Origin of the sequence: Tepidanaerobacter acetatoxydans Re1, assembly GCF_000328765.2 — a bacterium.
Taxonomy (GTDB): Bacteria; Bacillota; Thermosediminibacteria; order Thermosediminibacterales; family Tepidanaerobacteraceae; genus Tepidanaerobacter; species Tepidanaerobacter acetatoxydans.
Genome location: NC_019954.2, coordinates 476,062 through 489,964 on the forward strand (window position 1 = coordinate 476,062; position 13,903 = coordinate 489,964).

12 protein-coding genes, 1 pseudogene and 1 riboswitch are annotated in these 13,903 nt (G+C 39.7%); all 13 genes and pseudogenes read left to right on the top strand.

Annotated elements, in window-relative coordinates:
• Positions 1-50 precede the first annotated feature (50 nt).
• On the top strand, positions 51-1,004 hold the full coding sequence (locus TEPIRE1_RS02205; RefSeq protein WP_013777562.1) for an ABC transporter permease: 954 nt from the start codon (positions 51-53) through the stop codon (positions 1,002-1,004).
• A 15-nt stretch (positions 1,005-1,019) separates the two neighbouring features.
• A complete protein-coding gene (gene opp4C, locus TEPIRE1_RS02210) occupies positions 1,020-1,886 on the top strand; it encodes an oligopeptide ABC transporter permease (RefSeq protein WP_013777563.1) in 867 nt (288 codons plus the stop codon).
• Between the two features lie 172 nt (positions 1,887-2,058).
• Positions 2,059-3,693 carry an ABC transporter substrate-binding protein gene (locus TEPIRE1_RS02215; protein WP_013777564.1) on the top strand — a complete coding sequence of 545 codons (1,635 nt, stop codon included), beginning with the start codon at positions 2,059-2,061 and terminating at the stop codon, positions 3,691-3,693.
• 277 nt (positions 3,694-3,970) lie between these two features.
• On the top strand, positions 3,971-4,936 hold the full coding sequence (locus TEPIRE1_RS02220; protein WP_013777565.1) for an ABC transporter ATP-binding protein: 966 nt from the start codon (positions 3,971-3,973) through the stop codon (positions 4,934-4,936).
• The gene (locus TEPIRE1_RS02225; RefSeq protein WP_013777566.1) at positions 4,908-5,918 is read left to right on the top strand and encodes an ABC transporter ATP-binding protein; all 1,011 of its coding nucleotides are present in this window, start codon (positions 4,908-4,910) and stop codon (positions 5,916-5,918) included. Before TEPIRE1_RS02220 ends, TEPIRE1_RS02225 begins: the two co-directional genes overlap by 29 nt.
• An 18-nt stretch (positions 5,919-5,936) precedes the next feature.
• On the top strand, positions 5,937-7,343 hold the full coding sequence (locus TEPIRE1_RS02230; RefSeq protein WP_013777567.1) for a Sapep family Mn(2+)-dependent dipeptidase: 1,407 nt from the start codon (positions 5,937-5,939) through the stop codon (positions 7,341-7,343).
• Positions 7,344-7,421: 78 nt separating this feature from the next.
• Positions 7,422-8,702 (top strand): L-cysteine desulfidase family protein, encoded by a 1,281-nt coding sequence (locus tag TEPIRE1_RS02235; RefSeq protein ID WP_013777568.1) that lies wholly within the window; start codon positions 7,422-7,424, stop codon positions 8,700-8,702.
• 353 nt (positions 8,703-9,055) lie between these two features.
• Positions 9,056-9,234, top strand: a riboswitch (cobalamin riboswitch).
• A gap of 209 nt (positions 9,235-9,443) precedes the next feature.
• Positions 9,444-9,890 (top strand): annotated as a pseudogene (locus TEPIRE1_RS02240) (energy-coupling factor ABC transporter permease); the annotation flags it as partial.
• A 14-nt stretch (positions 9,891-9,904) separates the two neighbouring features.
• Positions 9,905-10,420, top strand: a complete 516-nt coding sequence (locus TEPIRE1_RS02245; RefSeq protein WP_013777570.1) for an ATP-binding cassette domain-containing protein — start codon at positions 9,905-9,907, stop codon at positions 10,418-10,420.
• A gap of 19 nt (positions 10,421-10,439) precedes the next feature.
• On the top strand, positions 10,440-11,813 hold the full coding sequence (locus TEPIRE1_RS02250) for a cobyrinate a,c-diamide synthase (RefSeq protein ID WP_013777571.1): 1,374 nt from the start codon (positions 10,440-10,442) through the stop codon (positions 11,811-11,813).
• A 4-nt stretch (positions 11,814-11,817) separates the two neighbouring features.
• On the top strand, positions 11,818-12,192 hold the full coding sequence (locus TEPIRE1_RS02255; RefSeq protein ID WP_013777572.1) for a sirohydrochlorin chelatase: 375 nt from the start codon (positions 11,818-11,820) through the stop codon (positions 12,190-12,192).
• Entirely contained in the window at positions 12,180-12,833 is a 654-nt protein-coding gene (locus TEPIRE1_RS02260) for a precorrin-8X methylmutase (RefSeq protein ID WP_013777573.1), read from the top strand. The genes TEPIRE1_RS02255 and TEPIRE1_RS02260 overlap by 13 nt, the downstream gene beginning before the upstream one ends.
• Complete coding sequence (gene cbiD, locus TEPIRE1_RS02265) at positions 12,826-13,899, top strand: cobalt-precorrin-5B (C(1))-methyltransferase CbiD (protein WP_013777574.1); 1,074 nt, start codon at positions 12,826-12,828, stop codon at positions 13,897-13,899. Before TEPIRE1_RS02260 ends, cbiD begins: the two co-directional genes overlap by 8 nt.
• Positions 13,900-13,903 lie beyond the last annotated feature (4 nt).

The window sequence follows — 13,903 nt, forward strand, 5'->3', positions numbered from 1 at the left end:
TTCTATCGGAGTAGGAAATTCTGTACAGGAATAGGAGGAAAAATGGGAAGATGGGAAAATACGTCATAAAAAGATTGCTGATTGCAATCCCGACTTTCTTTGGAATAACAGTTTTGGTGTATATTGTTTCATCTCTTGCACCTGGCAGCCCTTTGGATCTATTACTGCAGGATCCATTCATAACGGCAGCGGAAATTGAAAGAAAAAGAATCGAGTATGGTCTTGATCAGCATGTAATTATCCAATATATCAGATGGCTCGGGGAACTGCTCCAGGGAAATTTGGGATTCTCATATAGAACACATTTACCTGTATGGGGGATGATTGTAGAGCGCTTAGGACCAACACTGGTTCTCACGTTTTCTGCCACCATTTTTTCCGTGCTGGTTGCGGTGCCTCTTGGTATTATGGCCGCATATAAGCCCTATTCGCTTTGGGATTATGCTTCATCAGGCCTATCTTTTATAGGTTCTGCTACACCTAACTTTTTTGCCGGTTTAATTTTGATTTACTTTTTTGCAGTTCGGTTAAACATACTGCCTATCGGCGGTATGTATGATACATCCGGTATACGAACTTTGCCAATGCTTGTAAAGCATCTTATTCTTCCTGCGGCAGTGTTGTCCATTCAGCAGGTGGGCAGACTGATACGTCAAACCCGGGGCAGTATGCTGGAGGTTTTATCAGAGGATTATATAAGAACAGCGCGAGCAACAGGTCTGAGAGAAAATTTAGTTTTGGTTAGGCATGCACTGAGAAATGCTCTGATTCCAATTGTAACCGAGCTAGGTTTGATGATCCCCTTTTTAATCGGAGGAGCAGTTGTTACTGAACAAATCTTTGGATGGCCGGGTTTAGGAAGTTTGATGGTGCTGTCCATAACACAGCGTGATTATCCTGTTATTATGGGAATAACCGTCTTTGTTGCAGTGGCTGTATTAATAGGAAACATTGTAACAGATTTGATATACAGTGCAATCGATCCAAGAATACGAAACAGATAATACTGAGGTGAAAAAGTGAAAAAGCAGGGAAAATCCAGTTCATATTTAGGAGATGTATTCAGACGATTTAAGGCACATAAACTGGCAATGGTTGGTCTGTGTGTGATTATATTAGAAGTTTTATTAGTTTTTTTGCTACCTATGATTTTTGACATTGACCCATATACTTCAGATATAAATGCATTCGGTGCCGCTCCAAGTGCTGAACACATTTTGGGAACTGATGATATTGGAAGAGATATCTTTGCAAGGCTGATATATGGTGGACAGGTTTCGCTGTTTGTAGGTCTTGTATCCACTCTCATCAGTGTAGCAATTGGTGTACCCCTTGGTGTTATTGCTGGATATTATGGAGGTACTTTCGAAACAATTGTTATGAGATCTGCTGATGTATTTATGTCTTTTCCATCAATTATTCTAATATTGGTATTGGTTTCAGTGGTGGGACCGTCTATTTTTACGGTGACACTTGTCATAGGAATAATGGGATGGACACAATTTGCACGGTTGATTTACGGAAATGTATTATCAGTTAGAGAAAAGGATTATGTTGAATCAGCAAGAGCAATTGGTGAAAAAAACTTTCGTATCATTACAAAATATATATTACCTAACACTTTTGCTCCAGTACTAATAGCACTTACATTTTCCACTGCAAATGCTATTATCATGGAATCCTCTTTAAGCTTTTTGGGCATGGGTGTTCAACCTCCTCAAGCATCCTGGGGAAATATTTTGTATGATGCACAATCCATTACAGTTCTTTCACAAAAGCCGTGGTTGTGGGTACCTCCTGGAATTGCATTGGTACTTACTGTTCTTAGCATAAACTTTTTTGGAGACGGTGTAAGGGATGCTCTTGATACAAAAATGAAAATTTAACAGCATATTTGACTTATTATTAAACCTTCTCAAACTTGTTAGATTTAATGTATATATAAATGAGTTTGGCTAGTGCAATGAATTATTTGTTATGGAGGTGACCAGCAAAAAACACATAATCTATATCATAAAAATCAAACCAAGAAAAGCACAAAAAGAGGAGGCAAATCAAATGTTTAAATCCACAAGAAAAACAGCAACCATGCTCGTGTCATTACTATTGGTGCTACTTATTGCACTCACGGGTTGTGGAGGATCAGGTGCAAATCCGGATTCTGAGGTAACATCGCAAAATGCTGACAAACAGGGCCCTAAAGTAGTAACCATGGCAATTGTTTCAAATTGGGATTCTCTTATTCCTCATGATACCACCAGCAGCTACAGTGATGTTATAATAAACCAGATCTTTGATAAGCTGGCTATTATCAGAAGTGATGGCACTTTTGCACCAAGGCTGGCAGATAGCTGGGAGATGAACGAGGATAGCACAGTATTTACATTTAAGCTGAATGAAAACGCTAAGTGGCACGATGGCAAACCGGTTACAGCAAATGATGTGGTATTTACTGCACAGGTGATGTCCAATGCCGACGTACCTGCAGCACGCAGAAGTACAAGATACTTTACAGGTACAGATGACAGTGGTATAGAGACTTCCGCCGGTTCAATAGGAGTGGAAGCTGTAGATGAGAAAACAGTTGCCTTTCATTTGAAATCACCTATGGACCCATCTTACTTCCTCGCAATTTTTAATAGAGACTTTTATATAATTCCGGAACATGTTTTTGAAGGTGTTGAAATGGCAGACATCAACAAAAATGAGTTTTGGCAGAAACCAATAGTTGGTTCCGGACCATGTAAATTCGATAATGTTATAACAGGTGAAAGAGTTGAATTAACTGCTAATGAAAACTATTATCTAGGGAAACCGGATTTTGACAGGTTGGTAATTAAAGTGGTTGGGGCACAAAACCTTCTATCAGGTTTGATAAGCGGAGACATTGACATTATCGCAGAGGGTTCAATCTCACTGCAGGACTGGGATATGGCACAAGCACAGGAAAATCTTGTTACAGTATCAATACCTTCATTGGGCTATCAGTACATGACATGCAACACCTCTAAGCCATACATGACACAAAAGATTAGACAGGCTATTGATTTGGCTATTAACAGAGATGTCATTATCAACCAACTTCTTAAAGGTGAGGGAGTTCCTGCTACAGGTCCCCTACCCGAAACCCATCTTTATTTCAATAAAGAATTGCTTCCTATCGAATATGATGTGGAAAAAGCAAAGCAAATGGTTGAAGAAGAAGGTTGGGACGAGTCTAGAGAACTACTGCTGATAGTTCCTCAGGGTAATCAGGTTAGAGAGAAATCTGCTCCCTTGATTCAACAGGATCTTCAGAAGATCGGTATAAAAACAAGAATTCAAATAACAGATTTCCCAACATTGTTAACCATGCTTCGTGACGGCGATTACGATCTAGGTCTAATCGGTTCAGCCGGTTCATTAGACCCCGGTGAAAGTGTATTTAATGTAACAGTTGGACATATGAATAATTTCGCACATCTGACAGATCCTACCCTTGGAAACTTAGGGCAAAAAGGCTCGAGGGGAACATCATTTGAAGAACGCAAGCCGATTTATGATGAATACCAGATGGTCCTAAATGAGCAGATGCCATTTGTATGGCTGTATTTTCCCAATAAGCTTCAAGCATACAATAAGAGATTAAGCAACGTGCCTGTTGAAGATTTTGCTTTTATGAACTGGTGCGTATGGGAATGGAAAGTTGACTAATTGCTCCGATAAAAAAGAATAATAATAATATAATTTAATGGTAGTATAAAGGGGCTGTGAAAATAAGTATATACAATCTTCCAGCCCTTTTATCTAAACTATGGAGCAGTTTAAACTTGACCAAAAAAACAGATGTTCTTTTATTCGCGTCCAAATTGAATCCCTATTTTTGTTAGCAAGTGTATAAATCCTGATGCTACATTGAATCAAGATTAAAAAAGTTTTTAACCATTACTTGATATACACAGACAATGTGCATCTGACTGGGGGTCGAAAGATGGCAAATACATTACTGGAAGTTAATAACTTACAAGTACAATTTAGTACAATAGACAGCACAGTGACTGCAGTTGACGGAGTAAGTTTTTCTGTCAATAAAGGTGAGACACTTGGAGTTGTTGGAGAATCGGGATGTGGGAAAAGTGTTACATCTATGGCAATCCTTCGACTTTTAGGTAAGACCGGGAAAATCACACAAGGTGAAATCCTCTTTGAAGGTCAGGATATTCTTAAAAAATCTGAATCTGATATGTGCCAAATTCGCGGGAAAGAAATTGCAATGATTTTCCAGGACTCAATGACAGGGTTAAACCCTGTAATGACAATTGGGAAACAGTTAATAGGAACCATCACTGTGCATGAAAAGATGAATAAAAAGACGGCGGAGAAAAAAGCAATTGACATGCTTAAAAAGGTGGGGATTCCTTCTCCAGAACAGAGAATGAATGAATACCCCCATCAATTGAGCGGAGGGATGAGGCAGAGAGTGATGATAGCCATGGCATTGTCATGCAACCCATCTTTGTTAATTGCAGATGAACCGACTACTGCTTTAGACGTGACAATACAAGCACAAATTATAGAATTAATGAAAGATCTTAAAAAAACATCAGAAGCTGCTATTATAATTATTACACATGATTTGGGTGTCGTAGCCGAGATGGCAGATCGTATCATGGTTATGTATTCTGGTCAGGTGGTAGAATACGCTGATGCCAGAAGTATCTTTATAAACCCGCTCCATCCTTATACAAGAGGGCTATTGTCATCAATTCCCCGTTTGGATAAAGATGTAGACGTTTTATATGCGATTAAGGGTTCTGTGCCTAGTCTTCAAAACGTGCCAAAAGGATGCCGTTTCTGTGAAAGATGTCAAGATGCAATGGAAATATGCAAGAATAAACCACCTGTTCTATGTACCGTCGGAGATTGCAGTGTCAGGTGTTGGAAATATACTAAATGAACAGGAGAAGACGGAAATGAAAGGTATCTTAGAGGTAAAAAATTTAAAAAAACATTTCGTAACTCCAAAAAGTTTTTTCAATAAAGAGGAAAAAAGAGTCAGGGCTGTAGATGACATCAGTTTGTTCATTAGCAAGGGTGAGACACTGGGGTTGGTTGGAGAAAGCGGATGCGGAAAGTCCACTTTTGGCCGTGCTGTACTGAGGCTGACGGAACCTACATCCGGTTCGGTTCACTATAATGGTGTTGATATTTTAAAATTGAACAAAAATGATATGCGAAATATGCGTCAAAAGATGCAGATAATCTTTCAAGATCCATATGCATCCCTCAATCCAAGAATGACAGTGTTAGAATTAATCAGAGCACCACTTGACGCTTTTAATATTGGAACGGAAAAAGAAAGAGAAGAAAAAGTTATTGATATACTGGAGCTTGTGGGATTGGACAAACAAAATCTACGCAAGTATCCACATGAATTTTCAGGTGGTCAGAGACAGCGTATTGTAATAGCGAGGGCATTGATTTTAAATCCTGAGTTTATTGTATGTGATGAACCTGTTTCTGCCTTAGATGTATCCATTCAATCACAGGTACTGAACCTGATGCAACAGCTGAAGCAGGAGTTGAACTTGACCTTTTTATTTATCTCACATAATCTCAGTGTGGTAAAACACATAAGTGACCGAGTGGCAGTTATGTATTTAGGTAAAATCGTGGAAATTGCAGAGAAAAAAAGTCTGTATATTGATCCTCTGCACCCGTATACCAAAGCACTCATGTCCTCTATTCCTATACCTGATATCGATGCACCTGAGAGAAAAATTATTTTGACAGGTGAAGTGCCAAGTCCCTTGAATCCGCCAACAGGATGCAGATTTCATACTAGGTGTTCTCATTGTATGGAAAAGTGCAAAGTACAAGAACCGGCCCTTGTTAACGTTTCAGACAAAACAATGGTTGCCTGTCATTTGTATGAATAGCCTTTGGAGGAATGGAAAATGTTAAAAAATCAAATTGATATATGGATTGAAAACAACAAATCTCATTTGATAGAAGATATAATTTCACTTATTAACATTAAAAGTGTTAAAGAACCTTCCTACGGGAAATATCCCTTTGGAACAGGTTGCGGGAAGGTCTTGGATAAAGCACTTGCCATGAGTGAGAAATATGGATTTTCAACAAAAAATCATCAGTATTATTGCGGTACAGCGGTGCTTGAAGGAAAAACAGATAAAGAAATCGGTATTTTTACTCACTTAGATGTTGTTCCGGAGGGTAATGGTTGGGAATATAGTCCCTATGATGCAGTTGTAGAAAAAGGGTATATTATCGGACGGGGTTCGGGGGACAACAAAGGGCCTGCTATGGCTGCGCTCTATGCCGTCCGATGCTTACATGAATTGGGTATTGAGCTGAATCACTCCATCAGAATATTTTACGGATGTGACGAAGAGACCGGTATGAGTGATGTGAAATATTATTTAGACCACCACCAGGCACCAAGTTTTTCTATTGTACCTGATTGTGCCTTTTCAGTTTGCAATGGGGAAAAAGGTATTCTTCAAATGGAACTAGCAGGCAAAATATCTGATTCTAATTTGAAAAATTTCTATGGTGGAACCGTATCAAACATGGTTCCTGATACCGCCTGTGCTGTTTTGAGTTGTGATGACAAAGAACAAATTATAAATATGATAGCAGAGCAAAAAACTGAAGGTATTTTCGCTTCCTGTGAGGGCGAATGTCTAAAGATTACCGCAAAAGGAGTTTCAGGTCATGCGGCTTTCCCGGAAGGAACGATTAATGCCATTCAAAAACTTGCTGCATTTCTCAATAAATACTCACTGGTGGAAGAAAATGACAGTAAGGTTCTTTATTTCATTGAGGATGCTTTTCACGATGCTTATGGCGGCGGGTTAGAAATTGCCTACAGTGATGATATATCAGGTAAGTTGACACATGTCGGTTCTGTTGCCGAGATGGAAAATGGAGAACTGACTATTAAAATAAATATTAGATATCCGATTACAACTGATCAAGAAAATATGATTCGTAAAATACATGAAGTTGGTAATCGTTATGGTGTATATGTAAAAAGCTCAGATAACAATCCACCATCATATGTATCAGCAGATAGTGAAGCAATTCAAGCAATGAATGACATATGCAATGACGTTCTAAATACCGACTATGAACCTTATGTAATGGGCGGAGGAACCTATGCACGAAAATTGCCTAGGGCAGTTGGATACGGCCCCGGAATTTTAAATGACCCAAGTCCTTTTGGGACTAAGCGAGGCAACGGTCATCAGCCGGATGAATGTGTTAAGATTAGAGATTTGACAAATGCGATTAAGATTTATGTACTGGCTCTGATACAATTAGATGAAATTTTACCATGATATATAAACAACTCTTTATTTTGATGTAATAAAATTTAAAGAGGCTGCTTAACCTGTTAAAAAACGGAGGGGTTAGAGTTGGCTTTAGACAAAGAAAAATATCAAGCTTATATTTCTATTCTTAAAGAAGAACTGGTGCCGGCACTGGGATGCACTGAACCGATTGCAATTGCTTATGCTGCGGCTAGAGCCCGTGAGATGCTTGGAAGCTTTCCAGACAAGGTGATTGTAAGATGTAGCGGGAATATTATAAAAAATGCCAAGTCAGTAATTGTGCCCAACACCGGGAATTTAAAGGGCATTATAGCTAGTGCTTTGGCAGGTATTCTTGTAGGAGATAGCACAAAAGAAATGAGTCTGTTGGAGGAGCTCACAGAGTCAGATATTGCAAAGATAAAAGAATTAATGCAGACAGACATCTGCCGGGTTGAAATGCTCAAGTCCGATGCTAACCTGCATATTGTTATACAGGTTATGTATGCAGATAATGAAGCTTCAGTTGAAATCAAACATACCCATACCAACATCACTAGAATAGAGAAAGACGGAAAGCTAATTTTTCAAAAGAAATGCAAAGGGGAAAACCTTAATGGGTTTTCTACAGATAGAAGCACACTCAATGTAAGGGACATATTTGATTTTGCAAACACAGTGAAACTGGAAGATATAGTTGATCTTTTAAAGGGGCAGATTGAGTATAATCTGTCGATAGCACGGGAGGGGATTAACGGTAATTATGGATGCGGTGTAGGTAAAATGCTTATAGAATGTTACGGAGATAACACATTTACCAAAATCCGCGCTTATGCTGCAGCCGGCTCAGATGCAAGGATGAATGGGTGTAATTTACCTGTTGTTACCAATTCCGGCAGTGGAAATCAGGGGATGACCACGTCACTACCGGTAATTATCTATGCACAAGAAAAAAAGATTGATCAGGAAAAGATGTACCGTGGATTAGTGTTATCAAATCTTATTACTATCCACCTGAGAAGTGCGATGGGCAGGTTATCAGCCTATTGTGGAGCTGTCTGTGCAGCCTGTGGAAGTGGAGCCGGTATAACATATCTTGCCGGTGGTACCCTGAAACAGATTGAAAGAACTATAACGAACACTCTTGGCAATGTTTCGGGGATCGTTTGCGACGGAGCAAAAAGTTCCTGCGCAGCTAAGATTGCATCAGGACTTGACGCAGCAATTATGGCACATTTTCTGGCAATGAGGGGCACGGCCTTTGAAACCAATTCCGGTATCATAAAAGAAACTGTGGAAGATACCATAGCTGCTGTTGGAAGATTAGGGCACGATGGAATGAAAGCAACTGATGTTGAAGTATTGAAAATTATGCTAGGCCAATAGCAATATTATAAAATTATTAAAAGGACGACAATGGGTCATGAAAGATTTTAGCATACCTAAAAAAACCCTGTAGACACGATTTGATAATCGATTCTAAAGCCAAATACTTCACCGCTAATCATCAGTTAAATCATCACGATATAAGTTGGAATATAATCTTCCCACTTAACTTGAAAAAACTCCATTTCTCTAAGCTTTGATAAAATTTGATATAAAAAACCCATTGGCTGCAAGGCTTTGAGTAGTGTTTAAAAAGTTGTAACTGTCAAAGACCCGTATTTATTGTATATTAAGAAAAAATCGTCTTGTATTAAACGATGTTTATTGTTATAATGAAATTACTTTAGAAAAACAAATATTTCAAAGGTGTAGGCGTCAACTTAAGATTGACTAAAAGGGAAGTCGGGTGAAAACCCCGCGCGGTCCCGCCACTGTAAAGGTGAGCTGCCTTATACTGAGCCACTGGGAAACTGGGAAGGCATAAGGAGCGATGAACCTGAGCCAGGAGACCTGCCTATGCTGATTTCACTATCCTACGAGCGATAGGGAGGTGTAATCTTTGAACTGCTTAGGCGATAAAGCCCCTTGATGTTGGTAGTCGAGGGGCTTTTAAAATGGTAAAAGATAGGATATTTAATTTATGAGATATTTTATTAGAGCAAGGTTGGCAATCTGCTTATTTTAAATAGTAATGTTAAAAAAGAAGGCACGAAAATAAAAGTTAAATTTGGAGGTATTTAAATGACTAAAAAGATATGCTTAATTGCCGTTTTACTATGTATAATGCCTAGCACAGCTTTTGCCATGCACATAATGGAAGGATTTTTACCGCCTGTGTGGGCTGCCGTATGGTATTTATCTGCAATTCCCTTTGTAGTTGTCGGTCTTTCATCAATAAAGAAGTTAATCCGTGAAGATCCCAGCAATAAAATGCTACTGGGATTTGTTGGAGCATTTGCCTTTGTGCTGTCGGCCTTGAAACTGCCTTCAGTGACAGGAAGTTGTTCTAACCCTACAGGTGTTGGGCTAGGAGCTATCTTGTTTGGGCCTTGGGTTATGAGCGTGATAGCATATAAACTTGCAAAAAAGATGGGAGCATCAAGAAGCGTAGCTGTATTTTTGGCAGCAGCTTTAGGAGATCTTATGACATATGTTGTTACATCTTTTCAACTGGCAGCGGCCTTTCCAGAGGTCTGATTATTTTGCTTATGGCATGCATTATAACCATCAAAGGTAAAATATCGCCAAAAACGTATTTGAACTTAATCTTCCTTCCCCTTGCTTTCCTTGGGATGAGCATTTTACCTATAGTGATAAATTTTGGGGCAAGCGCCGAGCAAAGTCTCATATATTTCCAGGTTTTTCAAACAACCATGTGTGTTATAATATTCAACGAACCTACAGCCTATCTAGATCCTAAGCACTGCCGGATTCTCCTTGAGACCCTTGATTTGCTACATCAAAGCGGAAAACAGATAATCCTTTCAACACATGATGTTAATTTGGCTTACAGCTGGGCGGATAACATATTAATTGTCAAGGATGGCAAACTCTTAGAATCGGGAGCACCGGAAGAGATTTTTGAAAATGATGAAATTCTAAATCGGGCTGACCTTCAAAAGCCTATGCTTTTAGAAGTATATCAAATACTTTTTGAAAAAGGACTTATAGGCAAAAGACAGGCAAAATCAATAGAGGAATTAAGGTGCATACTTTAAATAAAAGGACTGGTTATTTATGAACAGAGGTATAATGATAGCCGGGACCAACAGCGGTTCCGGCAAGACCACCATAAGTCTTGGAATAATGGGCGCTCTTTCCAAAAGGCTTAAAGTCGTGCCTTTTAAGGTCGGCCCTGACTATATCGATCCTGCTTATCATAAACTCGTAAGCGGGAGTCCATCCTACAATTTAGACCTTCATATGCTGGGTGAAGAAAGGCTTGTAAAATTATTTTATGAAAAAACCGCGCGGGGAGATATCTCTATAGTAGAAGGTGTGATGGGGCTTTTTGACGGCAAAGATTCTTCGGGATTTGCCAGTAGCGCTCATGTGGCTAAAATTTTAGGCATACCGGTGATATTGGTTGCGGATGCCGGCGGCATGTCTAGGAGCGCCTCGGCCATGGTTAAAGGCTATAAAGATTTTGATCCTGAATTAAACTTAGCCGGAGTTATATTTAATCGTGTGGGGGGAGATAGTCATTTTGAACTTTTGAAGGAATGCGTAGAAAAGGATACGGGGCTTTGTGTCCTGGGCTATCTTCCAAAGGATGAAAAACTTGTAATTCCAGAGCGGCCCATGGGTCTTATGCCCCCGGAAGAGATGAAAAACCTTGAAGCAGGTCTTGAAAGATTAAATTATTTAGTGGAAAAACATATAGATTTAGCCAGGATTTTTACAATTGCAGAGAGTGCTCATATACCTGCCCTGTCTAATGAATATAGCAAATCCGCAGATACCGGCGACAAAAAGCCCAAGATTGCAGTTGCCATGGATGATGCCTTTTGTTTTTACTATAACGCTTCCTTAGAGCTTTTCGAAGAAAAAGGTGCCAAGCTTGTGCCGTTTAGTCCTTTAAAAGATGCCGAGCTTCCGGAAGGGATATCCGGCTTGTACATAGGAGGAGGTTTTCCCGAAAACTTCGGCCGGCAGCTTAGCCAAAACAATTCTATGAAGGATTCTGTATTTTGTGCCATCAATGCAGGCCTTCCCACATATGCAGAAGGCGGCGGTCTGATGTATCTTGCAAAGACTGTTTATGATAGATGTGGCAAGGCTTATCCGATGGTCGGTATATTTGATTGCGCAACAGTGATGACAGACAGGCTCCAGAATTTTGGATATGTGACGGCAGAAGTGGTAAAGGACAATGTTATTGCATCTTCTGGCACTATAATAACAGGCCAGGAGTTTCACTATTCTAAGATAAATGGTAATTTGAACAGCGCAAGCTATATTATAAGAAAGCCGGAACAAAACCGTAAGTGGCAATGCGGCTACATTTATAAAAACTGTCTTGCCTCATATATGCATATAGATTTTTATGCATATCCTAAGCTTTTGGATAATTTTCTAAGTAAATGCAGGCAAATGGATGATAAGGAGTAAAACTATGGATAAAACTTTACTTATTCTAGCTCACGGCAGTAAAGCCCAATCTACTACTGAAGTAATCTATCAAGTTCGCGAAGAAATTGCAAAAAGGAATTTATATAAGGATGTAAAAATGGCCTTTATGGAATTTAACCACCCGAATATTTGCGAAGCTTTTGATGAAATTTATAAAGAAGGCTCTAGACAGGTGGTAGCAGTACCCATGTTTTTATTTGAAGGAAACCACATACGGTATGATATTCCAGAGGAACTTATGAAGGTGAAAAATGCTTATCCAGATTTGGAAATTTCACTTGCAAAGCCAATAGGCTTTGATAAGCGCATTGCAGATATTTTAATCGAAAGGGCTGCAGAAAAACTATGGGAAATTTAAGCTATGTGAAAACACCTGAAGGCATAGAGAAAAAGAGCTTTGAGATAATAGAGGAAAATGTTGACAAATCAAATTTTGATTCTAAGGACTGGAATATTGTTCGAAGAGTTATCCACACTACGGCAGATTTTGAATTTGCTAATTTGCTAAAATTGTCACCCGGTGCAATCGAAGCAGGGATTTTGGCAATACAAAAAGGATGCCGTATCTATACAGATACCAGGATGGCCGAAGCAGGAATTAATAAAAAAGCGCTTAAACAGCTGGGATGTGAGGTTCTATGCATGGTAGACGACGTGCAGGTGCTAGAGATGGCAAATCGCGAGGGCATAACCCGTTCCATGGCCTCCATAATAATGGCCTCCAAATTTCCAGATATAAAGATTTATGTTTTAGGGAATGCCCCTACGGCATTGTTTAAGCTGATTGAACTTATAAGGGAAGGGAAAGCCTGCCCTGATTTAATAATCGGCGTTCCAGTAGGATTTGTGGGAGCGGCGGAATCAAAAGAGGAGCTTTCTAAGCTTTCGGTTCCACATATAATTACAAAAGGACAAAAAGGAGGCAGCACTATAGCTGCTGCCATAGTTAATGCTCTAATGTATATGAGTCTTGAGGAGAAAACCATTAAAAATGGATAAGTACATCGTAAAGAACGGAAAAAAACTTCGATACGGCTATACTACCGGCAGCTGCGCAGCCGCTGCCGCAAAAGCTGCAACCTTTGCGCTTTTTCACGACAACATCCCCCAGGAGATTGAAATTGACACCCCAAAAGGCTGGCCGCTTAAACTTCCGATAGCCTATTTTGAAAAAGGGGAAGATTGGTCAAGCTGCGGCATTAAAAAAGATGGCGGCGACGATCCTGATGTGACGGACGGCCTTATTATCTACTGCAAGGCAGAGCGCGCCGGAATAGGCATTGTCACAAAACCCGGACTTCAAATAAAGCCGGGGGAACCTGCCATAAATCCGGTGCCGCGGGCTATGATAAAAAACGAAGTTTGCAAAGTACTTCCCGAGGGCTGTGGTGTAAGGCTTACCATAAGCATTCCCGGCGGTGAAGAAGTTGCCGAAAGGACTTTTAATCCGATGCTGGGAATTAAGGGAGGGCTTTCGATTATCGGCACTACAGGAATAGTTGAACCTATGTCCACCGAGGCCCTAAAGGATACACTGGCAGTTCAATTGTCAATACTTGCAGCCCAAGGACATAAAAAAGTAATCTTGGTGCCGGGCAATTACGGCAAAAATTATGCACTAAAATCCGGTGAAAATCCGGAGCTTATCGTATCCTATGGCAACTACCTGGGGTTTGCCCTGGAAAAAGTAGTGGAATATGGTTTCAAAGATGTTTTGTTAATCGGAGATATCGGCAAACTCATTAAAGTAGCCGCAGGCATATTTGATACAACGGGGAAAGTTGCCGATGCCCGCAGTGAGATAATGACAGCATATGCAGCATGTTTTGGAGTCACAAAGGATGTGGCGATAAATTTGCTAAATTCTGTTACAACTCGGGAAGCTCTAAATATTATCGAAAAAGCAGGCATAGATATGGAGAGTTTTAGTAAATTTATTGCTGAAAGAATTGTCGCACGTTGTATGTGGTATACAGGGAAAAGTTTGGATATAGGAGTTAAAATTTTTTCATTAAATCAAGGTTTTCTGGCAAAAGCCCATGGGAAAGGGGAAAATTCCAATTGATAAC